This is a genomic window from Pseudoxanthomonas sp. JC1303, from assembly GCF_058448525.1.
Map to the genome: position 1 here is coordinate 48,311 of NZ_CP185958.1, position 19,052 is coordinate 67,362.

Here is a 19,052-nt window from a genome sequence, read left to right on the forward strand (position 1 = left end):
CTGAGGTGCGTCCTATGCCTTGCGCAGGAAACAGGTCTTCAGCACCAGGCCCTTGATCTTGTCCGAATGGCCTTCGATGTGTTCGACATCGTCTTCGACCAGGCGGATGTTGCGGATCACCGTGCCCTGCTTGAGCGGGATCGAGGATCCCTTGACCTTGAGATCCTTGATCACCGTGACCGTGTCGCCGGCATTGAGCACGTTGCCGTTGGCGTCGCGCACCAGCTGTGCGGTGTCCGCTGACTCGGACGCCTCGGCCGTCCATTCGAATCCGCAGTCGGCGCAGATCCACAGTGCGCCATCGGGGTAGGTGTTATCCAGCGTGCATTGCGGGCAGGCGTTGGTCGGCATCAGAAGCAGCATTTCAAAGCAGGGCGCGCGATTGTACGCGGACGACAACGCGATTCGGGCAAGGCCAGGCGATGGCTCCGGACGGCGGACGCGGATCTCTCACGCAGCCGGGACACCAGGCTGACCAAGATGTCAGTCCACGCCGTTTCCCAATCCTCCGCCCCATGGCCAAACCCTCCGGCTCGCGCCTTGTCGTCTATGCCGCCCTGGTCGGCAACCTCGCCATCGCCATCGCCAAGTTCATCGCGGCCGGCATTTCCGGCAGCTCGGCCATGCTCAGCGAAGGCGTGCACTCGCTGGTGGACACCACCAACGAGCTGCTGCTGCTCTACGGGCTGCACCGCGCGGAGAAAGCCCCGGACACCACGCATCCGTTCGGCTATGGGCGCGAGCTGTACTTCTGGAGCTTCATCGTGGCGCTGCTGGTCTTCGCCGCCGGTGCGGGCGTGTCTGCTTACGAGGGCATCAGCCACATCCGCCATCCGGAGCCGGCCAAGAGCCATCTGATGAGCTACATCGTGCTGGGCGTGTCGATCCTGTTCGAGGGCACCTCGTGGTACCTGGCCCTGCGCGAGTTCCGCCGCACCAAGGGCAAGCAGGGTTATTTCGAAGCCTTCCGTCGCAGCAAGGACCCGTCCACCTTCACCGTGCTGCTGGAGGACAGTGCCGCGCTGCTGGGACTGGGCTTCGCCCTGGCCGGCCTGCTGGCCGCGCAGTTGCTGGAGATGCCGGTGCTCGATGGCGTGGCATCGCTGGGCATCGCCGCGGTCCTGGCCACCGCGGCCTTCCTGCTGGCCCGCGAAACCAAGGGCTTGCTGGTCGGCGAGCCGGCCCATCCCAAGGTCGCCAGCACCATCCTGGAACTGGCCACCGCCGATGCCGACGTGCGCGGCGCCAACGGCGTGACCACGATGCAGATGGGCCCCCGCCAGGTGGTGGCCATGCTCAGCTGCGAATTCGAGGATGCACGCAATACCCAGCAGATCGAGGCCTGCATCACCCGCATCGAGGACGCGGTCAAGCGCCAATATCCAGAGCTGAAGGCGCTGTTCGTCAAGCCGCAGACACCCGAGGTCTTCCAAGCCAGGCGCGCGGTCCTGGCCGAGGCAAACCAACCGCATTAGGCCGCGCTTGACCACCGAAGCCCCGCGACGCGACACGCCGCACACCGAGCCGCATCGAAGGATTGATACATCGGCATGATCTACGGCAATCCGGGTGACGCGCTGCGGGTGAGCGATGGCGGCAGCGGAGAACGCGCCCGAAATCGCGCGTGGCGCGCTCAGCGTTCAACGCGAAGTGCCCGATGCCCGATTGCCGAGGTCTATCCGGACGATTCGCCGGAACACGGCTGAATCGCACCTGCCCCAGAAGCCCGCCCCGGCGGGCCCCGAGGTTGTATCGCGCGCCGCTTTTCCCTAGGGTAGATAAGGCAACTCGCATCTTCGCCGTGAATTCTGCCGGCGTATCGCTTCAACTCCCTTTTTCTCAACTACGGAGGTTTCCCATGGAAATCATGGACGGTCGTGTCGCCACCATTCATTACACCCTGACCGACGACGACGGCGTGGTCATCGATCGCTCCACGCCCGAAGCCCCGCTGAGCTATCTGCACGGCGCCGGCAACATCGTGCCGGGCCTGGAGCAGGCGCTCACCGGCAAGCAGCAGGGCGACACCGTGCAGGCCGATGTGCCGCCGGAGAAAGCCTATGGCCCGCGTCACGAGCAGCTGGTCCAACAGGTTGCCAAGACCGCCTTCCCCGAGGGCGCCAGCGTGGTCCCGGGCATGCAGTTCGAGGCCCGCAGCGAGCGTGGTCCGATGGTCGTCATGGTCACCGAGGTCGGCGAAAATCAGGTCACGATCGACGGCAACCACCCCCTGGCCGGCCGCAACCTGCACTTCGCCGTGGAAGTGGCCGATGTGCGTGAACCGACCACCGAAGAGCTCAACCACGGCCACGTGCACGGCGCCGACGGCGCGCACGCCTGACGCCCAGCGTGGCCGGTCGCGGTCGCGACCGCTGATGTCGAACGCCCCGGGATGCCCCCGGGGCGTTTTCGTATGCAGGCACGGCCAAGCACGATGATCGCACCATCCTGATCACGCCCGGGCGACAATGGGCGCCATGCCGCCCTCGCCTCACGCCGCACCGCCGCGCACCTCAAAACAACCCAGCTTGCGCGAGCGTTTCGACGCCATGCGCAACCTGCCGCCTTTCCTGCGCATGGTCTGGTCCACCAGCCCGTGGCTGACCGTCGGCAGCTTGGGGCTGCGCCTGATCCGCGCCCTGGTGCCCGTCGCCACGCTGTACGTGGGCAAGCTGATCATCGACGAGGCCGTGCGCCTGGTCGGCCTGGGGCTGCAGTTCGATTCGCTGGGCCAGGCCCTGGCCAGCGGCCAACTGACCCGGTTGCTCGAACTGCTGGCGCTGGAATTCGCCTTGGCGATCGGCTCGGACCTGCTGGGCCGGCTGATCAGCTATGCCGATACGCTGCTGTCGGAGCTGTTCACCAACGCCACCAGCATCCGGCTGATGGAACACGCCGCCACGCTGGACCTGGAGGACTTCGAAGACCCGGAGCTGCAGGACAAGCTGGACCGCGCGCGGCGCCAGACCATGGGCCGCATGAACCTGCTCAGCCAGCTGTTCGGCCAGGTCCAGGACGCCATCACCGTGGTGAGCTTCGGCGTTGGCCTGCTCGCCTACGCGCCGTGGCTGATCGCGCTGCTGATCGTGGCGCTCGTGCCGGCCTTCGTCGGCGAAGCGCATTTCAACGCGCTGGGCTACTCGCTCAACTTCCAGTGGACGCCCGAGCGCCGCCAGCTGGAATACGTGCGCCAGACCGGCGCCAGCGTGGAGACGGCCAAGGAGGTGAAGATCTTCAACCTCCATCGCTTCCTGATCGAGCGCTACCGCGCGCTGGCCCAGCAGCTGTTCCTGGCCAACCGCGTGCTGGCCAAGCGGCGTGCCATCTGGGGGACGGCGCTGGCCGCGCTGGGCTCGCTGGGCTACTACGCCGCCTACGCCTACATCGCCTGGCGCACGGTGACCGGGGATTTCTCGATCGGCGACCTGACCTTCCTGGCCGGTAGCTTCCTGCGCCTGCGCCAGCTGCTGGAAGGCCTGCTGGTGGGCTTTTCGCAAGTCGCAGGCCAGGCGCTGTACCTGGACGACCTGTTCTCGTTCTTCGCGGTGCAGCCGGAGATCACCTCCCCCGCCGACCCGCTCCCCTTCCCGCAGCCGATCCGCCAGGGTTTTGTGTTCGAGAACGTTGGCTTCCGCTATCCGGATGCCGAATACTGGGCGGTGCGGCACCTGGATTTCGAGCTGAGGGTCGGCGAAGTGCTGGCGCTGGTCGGCGAAAACGGCGCCGGCAAGACCACCCTGGTCAAGCTGCTGGCGCGCCTGTACGACCCGGACGAAGGCCGCATCCTGCTGGACGGGCGCGACCTGCGCGAGTACGACCTGGATGCGTTGCGCGCCAACGTCGGGGTGATCTTCCAGGACTTCGTGCGCTACTACCTGACCGCCGGCGAGAACATCGGGGTGGGCCGCATCGAAGCCATGGACGATGCCCTGCGCATTCGCGCCGCCGCCCACAGCGCGTTGGCCGACCAGGTGATCGAAGGCTTGCCGGCCGGCTACGACCAACTGATCGGGCGCCGCTTCAAGACCGGCGTGGACCTGTCCGGCGGGCAGTGGCAGAAGATCGCCATCGCCCGCGCCTACATGCGCCAGGCCCAGGTGATGATCCTGGACGAGCCCACCGCCGCGCTGGATGCGCGCAGCGAATTCGAGGTGTTCCAACGCTTCCGCGAGCTGTCCGAGCAACGCACCGCGGTGCTGATCTCGCATCGATTTTCCTCGGTGCGCATGGCCGACCGCATCCTGGTGCTGCACCTGGGCCGGCTGGAGGCCAGCGGCACCCACGAAAGCCTGCTGGCCGAAGGGGGCCGCTACGCGGAATTGTTCGAACTGCAGGCCGCCGGCTATCGTTGAACGTTGCCGTCACCAGGAGGAGACCATGCGCCACGCCATCGCCATCCTACTCGCCGCCCTGCTCTGCGGTGCCAGCCTGAGTGCCAGCGCTCAGACGCCGATCAACTACACCCAAGCCAAGGCCCTGGCCGACCGCGACGAAGCCTCGCTGCCGGAGGACGTGGCCGAGGCGATGCGCAGCACCCAGGCCGAGACGCTGGAAGCCGGCGTCAAGGCCTGCGCCACGCCCCAGCCGGACACCAGCCCCTTCGTGGTGGTCGCCCAGCTCGACGCGCAGGGCCGCATCGAACACACCTGGCGGCAGGGCACCACGCCGCTGTCGATCTGCATGGAGAAGTTCCTGCGCGGTCGCATCCTGCTGGTGCCGGCGCGCTCGCCGTTCTACGTCTCCTACGAGCTGAGCTTCACCCCCTGAGCCAGCGCCGGCTTAGACCGCGCGTGAGTGCCGCCCCCGCAGGTGCCCGCCGGCCAAGTAGCGGTCGAAGCGCATCGCCACCAGCCGCAGCAGGCCGCGCCCACGCGGCGTGACCTCGATCAGGTCCGGCTCGACCCGGACCAGCCCGTCCTGGACCAGCGGCGCCAGCGCATGGATCTCATCGCGGAAGTACTCCTGGAAACGGATGCTCCAGGCACGTTCGATCTGCTCCGGTTCGACCCGGCCGCCGCACATCAGCTGCTGGATGACGTCGGCGCGGATGGTGTCGTCCTCGTCCAGCAGCACGCCGCGCATGATCGGCAAGCGCTCCTGCTCCAGCGCCGCCTCCCACTGCCGCAAATCGCGATGGTTCTGGCTGTAGCTGTCCCCGACATGGCTGATGGCGCTGACGCCAAAGCCCAGCAGGTCGGTCTGCGCATGGGTGGTATAGCCCATGAAGTTGCGATGCAGGCTGCCGGTGCGCAGCGCCTGGGCCAGCGCATCGCCGGGCAGCGCAAAATGGTCCAGGCCGATGTAGTCGTAGCCGGCCGCACGTAGGCGCTGCACGGCCAGTTCCAGCAGCGCCAGCCGACCTTCGGCATCGGGCAGCGCGTCCTCGGGGATCTGCCGCTGCGCCTTGAATACCGACGGCATATGCGCGTATCCGTAGACCGCCAGCCGGTCCGGTCGCAGGGCCAGGGTCTGGTCCAGGGTATGGGCGAAGCCCTCCAGCGTCTGGTACGGCAGGCCGTAGACCAGGTCCAGGTTGATCGACTGCAGCCCGTAGGCGCGACAGGCCGCCACCACCGCGTAGGTCTGCTCGAAGCTCTGCACGCGGTTGATGGCCTCCTGCACCTGCACGGAAAGGTCCTGCACGCCAAGGCTGGCGCGGGTGAAACCGGCTTCTGCCAGCGCGGCGACGTGGGCCGGCGTGGTCGTGCGCGGGTCCAGCTCGATGGAGATGTCGCGGTCCTGCGCCTGGCTGAAGTGGAAGTGCTGCCGCAGGCAGGCCACGACCCGGGCCAGCTGTGGACCATCGAGGAAGTTGGGCGTGCCCCCGCCGAAATGCAGCTGCACCACCTCGCGCCCCGGCTCGAACAACGCGCCCGCCCGGGCGATCTCGCGCTCCAGGAAGTCTACGTAACGTCCGCCGGCGACCGGGCTGCGGGTGATCACCCGGTTGCAGCCGCAGTAGAAGCACGGACTGGCGCAGAACGGCACATGCACGTACAGCGACAGCTGCCGCGAGTACTGGCCGACGTTGCTCAGCCGCGCCTGCTCGGCGAACTGCGCCGGCCCGAAGTCCTCGTTGAACTGCAGCGCGCTGGGATAGGAGGTATAGCGCGGTCCGTTGACGCCATGGCGGCGCAGCAGCTCGGCATCGAAGGACCAGTCGCCTGGCCGCGGGAGTGAAGTCGTCATGCGGCCATCCTCGCCGCCTGCGGGACCGGCCGCCTTGACCTGGATCAAAGCGGCCCGCGCACGGAATTACCGATCGATCAGCTCGAAGCGATCGGCATCCAGCATCGCCGGGAAGTGCTCCCGATGCGCGCGCAGGGCCTCGGCCGAGACCGCCGCATAGGTCACGCCCTCGGACGCATCGGCCTCGGCCAGCGGCTGGCCCAGCGCATCGAGCACGACGCTGTCGCCCGCATACTCCAGCCCGTTGCCATCGGTTCCGACACGGTTGACCGCGGCGACCACGCACAGGTTCTCGATGGCGCGGGCGCGCAGCAGCGTCTGCCACGGATAGCGGCGCGGCGCCGGCCAGTTCGCCACGAACAGCTGCAGATCGAAGTCCAACTGCCCGGGGCGCTCGACATCGAACCGGTTGCGGCAGAACACCGGGAAGCGTAGGTCGTAGCAGACCTGCGGATTGATCCTCCAGCCCTTCCACTCCACGCTCAGTCGCTCGCGCCCCGGCGCGTAGCGCTTGTGCTCGCCTGCGTAGCGGAACAGGTGGCGCTTGTCGTAGTAGGCCAGTGCGCCGTCCGGCGTGGCCCACAGCAGGCGGTTGAACACGCCATCCTCGGTCCGCAGCTGCACGCTGCCGGTGACGGCGGCATTCAAGACCACCGCCTGCTCGATGATCCAGGCCACGGTCGGCCCATCCATGCCCTCGGCCTTGTCGATGGCGTCGTTGGAGAACCCGCTGGTGAAGGTTTCGGGCAGGATCACCAGATCGGCATGGCCCGCGGTCGGCGCGATCAGCTCGCCGTAGTGGCTGCGGTTGCCGGCCGGGTCGTGCCAGCGGGTCGCGCCCTGGACCAGGGCGATTCTCAGATCCTGCATCGTGATCTCCTCCTCATAGCCAGAAAGCGGTGCCCGCTCCGTTCCCAAACGCCGTCCTTACCCGGCGACCGCTCCCGTAGCGCCGAGCTTGCTCGGCTGAAGCTTTCCCGACATCCCTGTAGAGCCGAGCTTGCTCGGCTGAGGCTTCCCCGGCAGAGCGCCAGCCGAGCAAGCTCGGCGCTACAAATTTCCGGATCCAGCCGAGCAAACTCGGCGCTACAAGGGTCCGGAACCAGCCGAACCAACCCATCCGCGCCATTACAGCAACTTCAATCGTTCGATCGCCGCGTCCAGCGTGGCGGCGTTCTTGGCGAAGCACAGGCGCGCCAGGCGCTGGCCGGCCGGCGGGGTTTCGTAGAACGGCGAGAGCGGGATCGCAGTGACGCCGTGCTCGACGGTCAGCCACTTCACGAATTCGATGTCCGGCAGGTCGCTGACCGCCGAGTAGTCGACCAGCTGGAAATACCCGCCCGGGACCGGCAACGGCTTGAGCTGGGTGGTCCGCAGCTGCTCGGCGAAGCGGTCGCGCTTGGCCTGGTAGAACGCGCCCAGCTGCTCGTCGTGCTCCGGCTCGGCCTGGAGCATCGCGGCGAAGGCGTGCTGGGCCGGGGCGAAACTGGTGAAGGTGTTGTACTGGTGCACCTTGCGGAATTCCGCCGTCAGCGCCGGCGGGGCGATCGCGTAGCCGATCTTCCAACCGGTGCAGTGGTAGGTCTTGCCGAAGCTGGACACCACGAAGGCGCGCCGGGCCAGCTCCGGCCAGCGCAGGATCGATTCATGCACGCGACCGTCGAACACGATGTGCTCGTAGACCTCGTCGGAGACCAGGAAGATGTCGGTGCCTTCCAGGATGCTGGTCAGCGCTTCCAGGTCGGCCTGGCCCAGCATCGCCCCCGACGGATTGTGCGGGCTGTTGATCATGATCAGGCGCGTGGCCGGAGTGATCGCCGCGCGCACCTTGTCCCAGTCCACCGCGAAGGTCTGCGGGTCCAGCGCCACGTGCACCGCGCGGGCGCCGGCCAGCTCGATCGCAGGTTCGTAGCTGTCGTAGGCCGGGTCGAGCACGATCACCTCCTCGCCCGGGCGCACCACCGCATGGATGGCGTTGAACAACGCCTCGGTGGCGCCGCTGGTCACGGTGATCTCGGTGTCCGGATTGACCTGAGCGCCGTAGCAGCGCAACACCTTGGCGGCGATGGCCTGGCGCAGCGGGGCCACGCCGGTCATCGGCGGGTACTGGTTGTGGCCGGCGCGCATGGCCTTGTCCAGCTCGTCCACCAGCCGCTGCGGCACCGGGAAATCCGGAAAGCCCTGGCCCAGATTGACCGCACCGTGCTCGGCGGCCAGTTGGGACATCACGGTGAAAATGGTCGTGCCCACGCGGGGCAACTTGGTCTGCGGCTGCATCGATCCGGGGTCCGGGCCAGTTCGTGGGGTGGCCGGCAAGTGTACGCAATGCCACCGCGCACACCGGTCAATCCATGACCTCGCTGGACCCGCGCAGCCGCCGGTCGCCACCCAGGACCGCTCGACCTTCGGACGATGGCAGCGCTGACACGCCCACGCCATGATCGCGCCATGATAGGGGAAGAAGATCCAGGGCAGCTGTCGCTGGGCCAGTTGGCGCGGCGGTATGCCTGTGCGCACTATTTTGCCGTGGCCGGTCGCCGGGAATGGTTGTTCCAGGTCGGCCAGTGCGCCGCTGAGATCGAGCGCGAGCTGGGCGGCTCCAGTTACCAGTTCATCACCGCCTGGAATCCGCACTCCCGCGTCCCCGCTGGCCAGGGCAATCTGGACGCGGGCGACATCCTGGAGCAGCACCTGCGCGCCACCGGCCTGTCCATGCATCGCGCCTTGGGCTGCAACGCCCCGGGGGAGGCCGCCGAGCAAGGGTGGCTGGTGCTGGATATCGCAGCGGAGGCCGCCGATGCGCTGGCGCGCCAGTTCGGCCAGGCCAGCACGGTCTACTGGCGCGCGGGCGAAGCGGTCCGGCTGCGCATGCAGCACCCCCGCCCGCACGACTGCGCAGAGGACGCGTTCACCGACTGGATCGGCTGATCGGGTCATTCAGGTGCGCGGGCGCCCCTACAATGCGCGCGATGACCGCCCCCGCTTCCCGCCCCCCCCTGCTGTCGGTGCAGGGACTGTGTTTCAGCCGTAACGAGGACCCCGTGTTCGGCCCGCTCGATTTCCAGGTCGACGCTGGCGAGGCGCTGCTGGTCCAGGGCGGCAACGGGGTCGGCAAGACCACCCTGCTGCGCGTGCTGGCCGGCCTGCTGCGGGCCGATGCCGGCACCATCACCCTGGAAGGCAAGCCAGCCGACGTGCAGGGACGCGCCCATGCGCTGGCTTACCTGGGTCACCTGCCCGCGCTGAAAGGCGATCTGGGCGCATTGGAGAACCTGGAATTCCTGTGCGGCCTGCACGGACGCCGGCAGACGCCGGAGCCGACCGCCGCCATGGCCATGACCGGGCTAGCCGGCTACGAGGACACTCCGGCCCGGCAGCTCTCGGCCGGGCAGAAGAAACGCCTGTCGCTGGCCCGCATGTGGCTTTCGCCCGCGCCGCTGTGGCTGCTGGACGAGCCCTACGCCAACCTGGATCTGGACGGCATCACCCTGGTCAACCGGATGGTCGACGCCCACCTGCGCGGCGGTGGCGCGGCCCTGGTCACCACCCATGGCGCCTATGCGGCGCCGCCGGTGCGCACCCGCCTGCTGGACATGGGTGAGCCGGCGCGCTTTGCCGATGCCCAATCGGCGTCGGACGCGACGGCGGGCGCTCAGCCACGGATGGCGAGGCCAGGGCATCAAGAGGCGAAGGCGTAGCGCCATGGTCGGCATCGCTGAGCTTGCTGGAGTCGCCGCATGAGTCTTCCGACCCTGCCCGGCGTGGCGCGCGCCCTGCTCGTGCGCGACCTGCGCCTGATGTGGCGTCGCCGCGGCGACGCCCTGCAGCCGGCGCTGTTCGCCCTGCTGGTGGTGATCCTGTTCGCGCTCTCGTTGGGAGGCAGCCCCAAGCTGCTGGCCCAGGTCGCCGGCGGCGTGCTGTGGCTGGCGGTCCTGCTGGCCGGACTGCTGGCGCTGGATACGCTGTTCCGCGGCGACGCCGAGGATGGCTCGCTGGAGCAGTGGATCCTGGCGCCGGTCCCCCTAGCCTGGCTGGTCACCGTGCGTGTGTTCAGCCACTGGCTGACTACCGCGCTGCCGCTGATCATCGTGACCCCGCTGTTGGCCGAACTGATGCAGTTGCCGCACGGGCAATTGCCGGTGTTGATGGCGTCCCTGCTGCTGGGCACGCCACTGCTGAGCCTGCTCGGCGCGGTCGTGGCGGCATTGACGGTGGGCATGCGCCGGGCCGGCATCCTGCTGGCGCTGCTGGCGCTGCCGCTCTACGTCCCGGTGCTGGTGTTCGGGGCCGGCAGCGTGGCCGCCAGTGCGCAGGGTCTGCCCGTGGACGGCGCCTTGCTGCTGCTGGCGGCCGGCCTGGTGATCGCCACGGTGCTGGCACCGCTCGCCGCCGCTGCCGCGATCCGCATCGCCCTGAACTGATCGGCGGCGTTAGACCTTGGTCTGAGGCGGCCGACGCAACCCCTGCAAACGCGTCCCCTGGCCTTGGCGACAGGCCAAGTCACAGCGGGTGATGCCCCTGGTCCGCGCGCGCGGCCGTCTGGCATTCAGCGACGTTGGCGCGCGCCGGATGCGCACAAACGTGTCCGGCTCTGCCAGGATTGGGGGTGTCTGACTCAACCCACGTGTTTTTTTCCGGAGATCCACATGCTGCGCAAGATCCTGATCGCGATGACCCTGCTGCTGTCGGCGCCGCTGGCCGCCCAGGCCGCGACCTGTTCGGCCGACCTGGCCGGCGATGACGCGATGAAGTTCGACAAGACCAACATCGACGTGCCCAAGAGCTGCAAGGAGTTCACCATCAACTTCAGCCATCCGGGCAAGCTGGCCAAGAACATCATGGGCCACAACGTGGTGATCGCGAAGACCGCCGACATCTCGGCGGTGGCCAGCGAGGGCATGGGCGCAGGCCTGGCCAACGACTACGTCAAGGCCGGCGATGCCCGCGTGGTCGCCCACAGCAAGGTGATCGGCGGCGGCGAGAAGACCTCGCTCACGTTCCCGGTGACCAAGATCACCGGCGCGCCGTATTCGTTCTTCTGCAGCTTCCCGGGGCACTCGTCCCTGATGAAGGGCACCCTGACGCTCAAGTAAGCCTGCACCCGCGCGATCTCGTCGCGTCAACCGCTGCCGCGCCATGCATTGGCGTGGCAGCGTGCTTTCTGAAAAGATACAGCGGATGCCAGCCACGCCGACGTGCGTGACGGTTCGTGCCGCGCTCCGCCCCCGCCCCCGGATGCGGCTCCTCCGATAAAGCGAGCAGCTTGCGATGTCCAACAAGAATGCGGTGGTGCTGTGGTTCCACCGACTGGGGTCTCCACCCATCTTCGACCGGTTCGCCGCGCGCTGGACGCCATGGTGCTATCTGGCCGGCGTGCTGCTGATGGCGCTCGGACTGTGGCAGGCGCTGTTCGTGGTACCGGCCGACTACCAGCAGGGGGATAGCTTCCGCATTCTCTACATCCACGTGCCCAGTGCCTGGATGAGCCTGTTCGTGTTCGGCCTGATGGCGCTGTACGCGGCCATTGCCCTGGTGTGGCGGATCAAGCTGTGCGAGATCCTGGCCATGGCCTGCGCGCCGATCGGGGCTGCGTTCACGCTGATCACCCTGCTCACCGGTTCGATCTGGGGCAAACCGATGTGGGGCACCTGGTGGGACTGGGACCCGCGCCTGACCACCGAGCTGATCCTGCTGTTCCTGTACCTGGGCGTGATGGGCCTGTACGGCGCCATCGAGGACCGTCGCGCCGCCGCGCGCGCTGCAGGACTGCTGGCCATCGTCGGGGTCGCCCTGCTGCCGGTGATCCGCTACTCGGTGGTGTGGTGGAACTCGCTGCACCAGGGCCAGACGATCAACCTGTTCGGCAAGTCGCACATGGATGCCAGCATGATCACGCCGCTGTGGATCATGGTCCTGGCGACCAAGTGCTGGTTCGCCGGCTCGCTGCTGTCGCGCGCGCGCGCGGACAACCTACGCCGCGAATCGGGCAAGGACTGGGTCGCCCGCCTGGCCGAGGAGCGCGCATGACCTACCTGCACTACGTCATCGCCGCCTACGCGGTGTTTGCGCTCGTGCTGGCCTGGGACTTCGTCGTCCCACGGCTGCAGATCCGCCGCCTGCTGCGAGCCGCGCGCCTGCGCGGCAGCCGCCAGCGCCAGCGTCGCGCGGCCACGGCCGCCACCGATACCGAGTTGGCGCGATGAATCCGGTCCGGCGCCGTCGCTTGTTGCTGGTCCTGGTCCTGGTGGCCGCCGCCGCCATCGCCACCACGCTGGTGGCCATGGCCCTGCAGCGCAATGTGGCCTACCTCTACACCCCGTCCGAGGTGCTCAAGGGCCAGGCCGGCCAGCAGGCGCGCTTCCGCCTGGGCGGCATGGTCGAGCGCGGCTCGTTCAAGCGCGCGCAGGGCTCGATGGAAGCGCATTTCAGCGTCACCGATGGCGATGCACAGCTGCCGGTCCTGTACACCGGGATCCTGCCGGACCTGTTCCGCGAGGATCAGGCGGTGATCGCCACCGGCTCGATGCAGGGCGGCCATTTCGTGGCCACCGAGGTGCTCGCCAAGCACGACGAGACCTACATGCCAAAGGAAGTGGCCGACAAGATGGCCAAGGCGCACCTCAAGCACGACGTGCAGGCGCCCACCGTCGCCGCGGACGCACCCTGATGCGGGCATGTCCGGGCCTCGCGGGCGCGAGGCGCTCCCCCCTGATCGCGAGGCAAAGCCGTGCTGCCTGAACTCGGGCAACTCGCCCTGATCCTGGCCCTGCTGGTGGCAGTGCTGCAGGCCGCCCTGCCGCTGGCCGGAGCGCACAAGGGGCATGCCGCGCTGATGGGCGTGGCCCGCCCGGCGGCGCTGGCCCAACTGGTGGCCGTGGGCCTGGCGTTCGCGGTGCTGACGGTGTCTTTCGTCACCCAGGACTTCTCGGTGCGCTACGTGGCCGAGAACTCCAACTCGCTGCTGCCGCTGGTCTACCGCTACACCGCGGTGTGGGGCTCGCACGAGGGCTCGCTGCTGCTGTGGGCGCTGGTGCTGGCACTGTGGACCGCGGCGGTCGCGCTGTTCTCCCAGACCCTGCCCGAGCGGGTGATCGCCCGCGTGCTGGGGGTGATGGGCCTGGTGAGCGTGGGCTTCCTGTCCTTCCTGATCTTCACCTCCGACCCGTTCGCGCGCCTGCTGCCGGCCGCGCCGGAAGGCCGCGACCTCAATCCGCTGCTGCAGGACCCGGGGATGATCATCCATCCGCCGATGCTGTACCTGGGCTACGTCGGGTTCTCGGTGCCGTTCGCCTTCGCCATCGCCGCGCTGCTGGACGGCGAGGTCGATGCGCGCTGGCTGCGCTGGACCCGCCCGTGGACCAACGTGGCCTGGGCATTCCTGACCGGCGGTATCACCCTGGGCAGCTGGTGGGCGTATTCGGAGCTGGGCTGGGGCGGCTGGTGGTTCTGGGACCCGGTGGAAAACGCCAGCTTCATGCCGTGGCTGGCCGGCGCGGCCCTGCTGCATTCGCAGGCGGTGACCGAGAAACGCGGAAGTTTCCGCGGCTGGACCCTGCTGCTGGCCATCGCCGCGTTCTCGCTGTCGCTGCTGGGGACCTTCCTGGTGCGCTCGGGCGTGCTGACCAGCGTGCACGCCTTTGCTGCCGATCCCACCCGGGGCCTGTTCGTCCTGATCTTCTTAGGGCTCGTGGTGGGCGGTTCGCTGCTGCTGTATGCCTTGCGCGCGCCGCAGGTCGCCGACGGCGCGCCGTTCGCGGCCAGCTCGCGCGAGACGCTGCTGCTGGCCAACAACGTGCTGCTGGGCTGCGCCTGCGCCATGGTCGCGCTGGGCACCCTCTATCCGCTGCTGGCAGACGCGCTGGACCTGGGCAAGATCTCGGTCGGGCCGCCCTACTTCAGCCTGCTGTTCGTGCTGCTGATGACGCCGCTGGTGCTGCTGCTGCCGTTCGGCCCGTTGTTCAAGTGGCAGCGCGAGCAGGCCTCGCGCGTCACCGCGCTGCTGGCGCCGTGGGCGGTCGTGGCCGTGGTCGGTGGCGGCATCGCCTATTTCCTGGCGCCGCAGGGCCAGTGGAAGACCGCCGCCGGCATCGCCGGTGCGCTGTGGGTGGCCGGCGGCACGCTGCGCTTCGTGTGGCAGCGCCTGCGCGCGCAGGGACGCATGACCGCCGAGATGCTGGGCATGAGCCTGGCCCACTTCGGGTTGGCGGTGTTCCTGGTCGGCGCGCTGCTGGTGGAAGCGCTCAACGTGCAACGCGAGGTCGCCATGCGGCCCGGACAGACCCTGGAGATCGGCCACTATGGCTTCACGTTCGAGGGCGTCGAAGAAACCCGTGGACCCAACTACACCGCCGACTACGGCACCTTGCAGCTGAGCAAGGCCGGACAGGCGCTGCAGACCCTGCATCCGGAGAAGCGCGCCTACGCCAGCGGTGGCCAGGTCATGACCGAGTCGGCGGTGCGTCCCGGCGTGCTGGGCGATGTCTACGTCGCACTGGGCGAATCACTGGGCGATGGGGCCTGGGCGGTGCGCGTCCAGATCAAGCCGATGGTGCGCTGGATCTGGGCCGGCGCGGTGCTGATGGCGTTGGGTGGCTTGGTCAGCGCCACCGACCGCCGCTTCCGCCGCCGCCAGGAGGCCCGCGCATGAGCGCAGCACCCGAACGTCGCGGCGTGTCGCGGCCTGCGCTGGTGATCGGCGTGGTGTGCCTGTTGGCTGTCTTCGCGCTGCTGCTGGTCGCGGTCAAGCGCTCGGACCGTCCCGACCGGCAGGCGCTACCTTCGGCGCTGATCGGCAAACCGGCGCCGGCTACGGTGCTGCCGCTGCTGCACGAGCCCGACAAGTCGCTCGATTTCGCCACCCTGCGCGGCAAGCCCTACCTGCTCAACGTCTGGGGCAGCTGGTGCCCGGAATGCCGCGTCGAGCATCCGGTGATCAGCGCCTTCGCCAGGAGCGGCAAGGTCCGCGTGATCGGCTACGACCTCAAGGACGAGCCTGCCGACGCCCTGCGCTGGCTGCAGCAGTTCGGGAATCCCTACGAGACCGTGGTGACCGACGTCCAGGGCAAGGCCTCGCTCAACTGGGGCATCTACGGCGCGCCGGAGACCTTCCTGGTCGACGCCGACGGCATCATCCGCTGGAAGCATGTCGGCCCGCTGGATGAGGCCCTGATCGAGCGCGAGCTGCTGCCGGCCCTGGCCGCGGCGGAGGCCTCGCGATGAGCGCCGGTTCCCAAGCGCCCCGTAGAGCGGAGCTCGCTCCGCTGGGGCTTTCCTCCACGCTCCGTCCGGAACGCAGCGGAGCGAAAAGCAGCGGAGCAAGCTCCGCTCTACAACAACGCCGGGCAATGCGCTGGCCGGAAAGCAGCGGAGCAAGCTCCGCTCTACGGGAACACTGGGCGCTGCGTTGGCTGCGTCTGGCCCTGTGCACCTGCCTGCTGCTGGTGTCGTGCGCCGCGCTGGCCCAGGTCAGCGACCCGACGCCCCTGCAGTTCAAGGACGCCGTGCAGGAGACGCGCTTCAACGCACTGACCCACGAGCTGCGCTGCGTGATGTGCCAGAACCAGTCGCTGGCCGATTCCAATGCGCAGATCGCCCATGACCTGCGCCGCGAAGTCCTCACCCTGATGAATGCCGGCCAGAGCGACGACCAGATCAAGGCTTACCTGGTGGACCGCTATGGCGAGTTCGTCCTGTACCGCCCGCAGGTCGAGCGCAGCACCTGGCTGCTGTGGTTCGGCCCGGCCCTGCTGCTGGTCGGCGGCGCGCTGGTGGTGTGGCGCGTGGTGCGCTGGCGCAGTGGACGCCAGGTCCCGATGCCCGACGACGGGCAGGAGTGGTGATGACCGGATTCGTGATCGCCGCCGTGCTCATCGGCCTGCTGGTGCTGGGCAGCGCGCTGTGGCCGCTGTGGCGCGGCGCGCCCAGGACCGCCAGCGGCCTGCTGGTCGCCCTGGGCCTGTGCGCCTTTGCCCTGTACCGCATCGTCGGCACCCCGCAGGCGCTGCAGCCGCAGGCCACGCAGGCACCAGTGACCCTGGACGGCGCCATCACCCAACTCAAGGACCAACTGCAGCGTGATCCACAGGCAGCGGAAGGCTGGCAGCTGCTCGGACGCGCCCTGGCCTCGCAGGGCAAGGCCACTGAGGCCCGCGACGCCTTCGAGCGCGCGGCCAAGCTGCTGCCCGACGATCCCGGCGCCCTGGTCGAAGCCGCCCAGGCCCGCAGCTTGGCCGATCCCAACCGGCGCCTGGACGACACCGCCGTGTCCATGCTCGAGCACGCCCTGCAGGTGGATCCCACCCAGCAGCGCGCGCGCTGGTTCCTCGGCGTGGCCCAGCGCCAGCGCAACCAGCCGGCCAAGGCGGCGGACACCTGGACGCCGCTGCTGGCCCAGGTCGACGCGGCCACGGCCAAGAGCCTGCTGGAGCAGATCAATGCGGCTCGCACCGAGGCCGGCGAGCCGGCCCTGGCCGATGTTCCCGCTTCGTCGACACCCGCCAATGCGCTGCGCGTCCAGGTTGCGCTGGATCCGGATTTCGCCGCCCGCGTCCGCCTGCGCGGTGACGCCACGGTTTTCGTCATCGCCCGCGCGACCAACGGTGCGCCGATGCCGGTCGCGGTGCAGAAGCACACCCTGCAGGAGCTGCCGCTGGACATCACCTTGAGCGATGCCGACAGCCCGATGCCGACCCAGACGCTCTCAGCGCTGAAGGATGTCGAGCTGATCGCCCGCATCTCCAGCAGCGGGGATGCCATGCGCAGCGAGGGCGACCTGGAGTCGGCCCCGGTCCGCGTCACGCTGCCGGCCAAGGATCCAGTGAAACTGGTGATCGGCGCCAAGCCGTAAGGCGCGGCTTCATTCGCGAACATCACGCGCCATGCCTTGCTTCCCCGCGCCGCGGTCTTTTTTACCTTGAAGCAAAGGCTTTCGCGCCTACGGGCGCGACCTTCTTTTGTCGCGGCAAAAGAAGGCAAAACCGCTACTCGCCGGTCCCAAAAAGGGGATTGAAAACACTCGCCGCCGCTGCGCGGCGGTCCCCTGCGCTTCTCGAAGAAGACGGCACGTCGCCCAAACTCGCTACGCTCAAACAGGGCGACTCTTCGGCCGTCTTCTTCTCCGATGCTCGGCTCGCTTTACGGCTCAGACAGGAAAGCGGAAGCGCAACTGCCTCAAACAACAGCAAAAGCAAAATCAAAAGCTAGTGCGTGGTAACAGCCCGCACAAAGACCCTAACGCGTCATCCCCGCGAACGCGCGAAGCGCTTTACAACAGACGAATGTCTGGTCATCCAGGGACGTTGCTCTTGTCTTTTCTTCTGCCCTTACTCCCTCCGTGAGGCACGGCGGAGGGCCGAGGACTAGAGCCGCAGGGCGCTGCACAAGGATGTGCAGCATTTTCCGAAGGGACAGGATGTCCCTTCGGAAAATGCCTCGGCACGCAGCGAACCCTCGCAACGCGAGGGCATGCCGCCCGGAGGCGTGTTCTTTGCCTGGCGTTCTTGCACGAGCAAGAAAGCTAGGTCGGGCCGCGAAGCGGCATGAACGCTTTTGCTCGAAAGGAAATTCCGCCCCCAACAAGACGAATCCCAAGCCATTCCCAGCGCAGCACGCTGCGTTGCCGCCTGAGCACAGCCCGATACGACCGCCATGATTTCGCCACGGGCTAAACTGCGCAGATGACCGAATTCATCCCGCCCGGCTCGCGCTGGCACGCCCTGCCCTCGCCCTTTCCAATGAAGCGCGGCGGCGCACTGCAAGATGCCCGTGTCGCCTACGAGACCTGGGGCACGCTGTCGCAGGCCCGCAACAATGCCATCCTCATCGTCACCGGGCTGTCGCCCGATGCCCACGCCGCCGCCAATGCGGACAACCCGGCGCCGGGCTGGTGGGAGTCGATGCTCGGCCCGGGCAAGGCCATCGATACCGATCGCTGGTTCGTGATCTGCGTCAATTCGCTGGGCAGCTGCAAGGGCTCGACCGGGCCAGCCTCGCCGATGCCCGGCAGCGAGGTTCCCTATCGCCTGGCCTTCCCCGACCTGTCGATCGAAGACGGCGCGGCCGCGGCGCTGGACGTCGTGCGCGCACTAGGGATCGAGCGGCTGGCTTGCGTGATCGGCAACTCCATGGGCGGCATGACCGCACTGGCGCTGCTGCACGCCAACCCGGGCATCGCCCGCAGCCACATCAACATCTCCGGCAGCGCGCAGGCCCTGCCGTTTTCCATCGCGATCCGCTCGCTGCAGCGCGAGGCCATCCGGCTGGACCCGCTGTGGAACGGCGGCGACTACACCGATGAGGCCTATCCGGAAAGCGGCATGCGCATGGCACGCAAGCTCGGCGTGATCACCTATCGTTCGGCGCTGGAATGGGACGGCCGCTTCGGCCGGGTGCGGCTGGAATCCGATCGCCCGGACGAGGATCCGTTCGGCCTGGAGTTCCAGGTGGAGAGCTACCTGGAAGGCCATGCGCGCCGCTTCGTGCGCCAGTTCGATCCCAACTGCTATCTCTATCTGAGCCGCTCGATGGACTGGTTCGACCTGGCCGAATACGCCGGCGGCGACGTCATGGCGGCGCTGGCCACGATCCGACTGGAGAAGGCCATGACCATCGGGGCGACCACCGACATCCTGTTCCCGCTGCAGCAGCAGGAGCAAATCGCCGATGGCCTGCGCGCCGGTGGTGCCGAGAGCCTGTTCGTACCGCTGCCCTCGCCGCAGGGGCATGACGCGTTCCTGGTCGACTTCGGACGGTTCGATCCAGCGGTGAGGGGCTTTCTCGACGGGCTCTAGGCCACCGACCGTGCGGTGGCACGAGGGTCCAGCGGACTCTTAACGCGACGCTGCTAGACTCGCCGCCGCCGGCAT

The 19,052-nt window shown here is 68.1% G+C and carries 21 protein-coding genes; 17 read left to right on the forward strand and 4 right to left on the reverse strand.

Annotation, left to right across the window (positions count from 1 at the left end; all coding sequences use genetic code 11):
* Positions 1-12 precede the first annotated feature (12 nt).
* On the reverse strand, positions 13-351 hold the full coding sequence (locus ACORQU_RS00230) for a zinc ribbon domain-containing protein YjdM (RefSeq protein WP_271645371.1): 339 nt from the start codon (positions 349-351) through the stop codon (positions 13-15).
* Between the two features lie 164 nt (positions 352-515).
* Here ACORQU_RS00230 and ACORQU_RS00235 point away from each other — a divergent pair, with 164 nt between their 5' ends.
* The 5 genes from ACORQU_RS00235 to ACORQU_RS00255 all read left to right on the forward strand — a co-directional run bounded on the left by ACORQU_RS00235 (position 516) and on the right by ACORQU_RS00255 (position 4,767).
* On the forward strand, positions 516-1,475 hold the full coding sequence (locus ACORQU_RS00235; RefSeq protein WP_491642717.1) for a cation diffusion facilitator family transporter: 960 nt from the start codon (positions 516-518) through the stop codon (positions 1,473-1,475).
* A 75-nt stretch (positions 1,476-1,550) separates the two neighbouring features.
* Positions 1,551-1,706 (forward strand): hypothetical protein, encoded by a 156-nt coding sequence (locus ACORQU_RS00240; protein ID WP_491642718.1) that lies wholly within the window; start codon positions 1,551-1,553, stop codon positions 1,704-1,706.
* A 152-nt stretch (positions 1,707-1,858) separates the two neighbouring features.
* Positions 1,859-2,341: an FKBP-type peptidyl-prolyl cis-trans isomerase gene (locus tag ACORQU_RS00245; protein WP_271645368.1), complete on the forward strand. Its 483-nt coding sequence runs from the start codon at positions 1,859-1,861 to the stop codon at positions 2,339-2,341.
* Between the two features lie 136 nt (positions 2,342-2,477).
* Positions 2,478-4,352 (forward strand): ABC transporter ATP-binding protein, encoded by a 1,875-nt coding sequence (locus ACORQU_RS00250; protein WP_491642719.1) that lies wholly within the window; start codon positions 2,478-2,480, stop codon positions 4,350-4,352.
* A 25-nt stretch (positions 4,353-4,377) separates the two neighbouring features.
* Complete coding sequence (locus ACORQU_RS00255; protein ID WP_491642720.1) at positions 4,378-4,767, forward strand: hypothetical protein; 390 nt, start codon at positions 4,378-4,380, stop codon at positions 4,765-4,767.
* Positions 4,768-4,779: 12 nt separating this feature from the next.
* On the opposite strand, the gene hemN is transcribed toward ACORQU_RS00255, so the two are convergent.
* The 3 genes from hemN to ACORQU_RS00270 form a co-directional block, all read right to left on the reverse strand.
* Positions 4,780-6,189 carry an oxygen-independent coproporphyrinogen III oxidase gene (gene hemN / locus ACORQU_RS00260; protein ID WP_491642721.1) on the reverse strand — a complete coding sequence of 470 codons (1,410 nt, stop codon included), beginning with the start codon at positions 6,187-6,189 and terminating at the stop codon, positions 4,780-4,782.
* A gap of 66 nt (positions 6,190-6,255) precedes the next feature.
* The gene (locus tag ACORQU_RS00265) at positions 6,256-7,059 is read right to left on the reverse strand and encodes an amidohydrolase (RefSeq protein ID WP_491642722.1); all 804 of its coding nucleotides are present in this window, start codon (positions 7,057-7,059) and stop codon (positions 6,256-6,258) included.
* Positions 7,060-7,317: 258 nt separating this feature from the next.
* Positions 7,318-8,466: a pyridoxal phosphate-dependent aminotransferase gene (locus ACORQU_RS00270; protein WP_491642723.1), complete on the reverse strand. Its 1,149-nt coding sequence runs from the start codon at positions 8,464-8,466 to the stop codon at positions 7,318-7,320.
* A 171-nt stretch (positions 8,467-8,637) separates the two neighbouring features.
* Here ACORQU_RS00270 and ACORQU_RS00275 point away from each other — a divergent pair, with 171 nt between their 5' ends.
* From ACORQU_RS00275 to metX, 12 genes are all read left to right on the forward strand, one after another.
* The gene (locus tag ACORQU_RS00275) at positions 8,638-9,117 is read left to right on the forward strand and encodes a DUF3293 domain-containing protein (RefSeq protein WP_491642724.1); all 480 of its coding nucleotides are present in this window, start codon (positions 8,638-8,640) and stop codon (positions 9,115-9,117) included.
* A gap of 41 nt (positions 9,118-9,158) precedes the next feature.
* Positions 9,159-9,887, forward strand: a complete 729-nt coding sequence (gene ccmA / locus ACORQU_RS00280) for a heme ABC exporter ATP-binding protein CcmA (protein WP_491642726.1) — start codon at positions 9,159-9,161, stop codon at positions 9,885-9,887.
* A gap of 39 nt (positions 9,888-9,926) precedes the next feature.
* Entirely contained in the window at positions 9,927-10,610 is a 684-nt protein-coding gene (ccmB, locus tag ACORQU_RS00285) for a heme exporter protein CcmB (RefSeq protein WP_491642727.1), read from the forward strand.
* A 225-nt stretch (positions 10,611-10,835) separates the two neighbouring features.
* Entirely contained in the window at positions 10,836-11,282 is a 447-nt protein-coding gene (gene azu, locus ACORQU_RS00290) for an azurin (RefSeq protein ID WP_491642728.1), read from the forward strand.
* A 175-nt stretch (positions 11,283-11,457) separates the two neighbouring features.
* Positions 11,458-12,216 carry a heme ABC transporter permease CcmC gene (ccmC, locus tag ACORQU_RS00295; RefSeq protein WP_491642729.1) on the forward strand — a complete coding sequence of 253 codons (759 nt, stop codon included), beginning with the start codon at positions 11,458-11,460 and terminating at the stop codon, positions 12,214-12,216.
* Positions 12,213-12,392 carry a heme exporter protein CcmD gene (gene ccmD / locus ACORQU_RS00300; RefSeq protein WP_491642730.1) on the forward strand — a complete coding sequence of 60 codons (180 nt, stop codon included), beginning with the start codon at positions 12,213-12,215 and terminating at the stop codon, positions 12,390-12,392. The genes ccmC and ccmD overlap by 4 nt, the downstream gene beginning before the upstream one ends.
* A complete protein-coding gene (gene ccmE, locus ACORQU_RS00305; protein ID WP_491642731.1) occupies positions 12,389-12,856 on the forward strand; it encodes a cytochrome c maturation protein CcmE in 468 nt (155 codons plus the stop codon). The genes ccmD and ccmE overlap by 4 nt, the downstream gene beginning before the upstream one ends.
* A 60-nt stretch (positions 12,857-12,916) precedes the next feature.
* Positions 12,917-14,836: a heme lyase CcmF/NrfE family subunit gene (locus ACORQU_RS00310; RefSeq protein WP_491642732.1), complete on the forward strand. Its 1,920-nt coding sequence runs from the start codon at positions 12,917-12,919 to the stop codon at positions 14,834-14,836.
* Positions 14,833-15,408, forward strand: a complete 576-nt coding sequence (locus ACORQU_RS00315; RefSeq protein ID WP_491642733.1) for a DsbE family thiol:disulfide interchange protein — start codon at positions 14,833-14,835, stop codon at positions 15,406-15,408. Before ACORQU_RS00310 ends, ACORQU_RS00315 begins: the two co-directional genes overlap by 4 nt.
* A gap of 125 nt (positions 15,409-15,533) precedes the next feature.
* Positions 15,534-16,028: a cytochrome c-type biogenesis protein gene (locus ACORQU_RS00320; RefSeq protein ID WP_491642734.1), complete on the forward strand. Its 495-nt coding sequence runs from the start codon at positions 15,534-15,536 to the stop codon at positions 16,026-16,028.
* Positions 16,028-17,035, forward strand: coding sequence for a tetratricopeptide repeat protein (locus ACORQU_RS00325; RefSeq protein ID WP_491642735.1), 1,008 nt, complete (start codon positions 16,028-16,030; stop codon positions 17,033-17,035). Before ACORQU_RS00320 ends, ACORQU_RS00325 begins: the two co-directional genes overlap by 1 nt.
* Positions 17,036-17,864: 829 nt before the next feature.
* On the forward strand, positions 17,865-18,977 hold the full coding sequence (gene metX / locus ACORQU_RS00330) for a homoserine O-acetyltransferase MetX (RefSeq protein WP_491642736.1): 1,113 nt from the start codon (positions 17,865-17,867) through the stop codon (positions 18,975-18,977).
* Positions 18,978-19,052 lie beyond the last annotated feature (75 nt).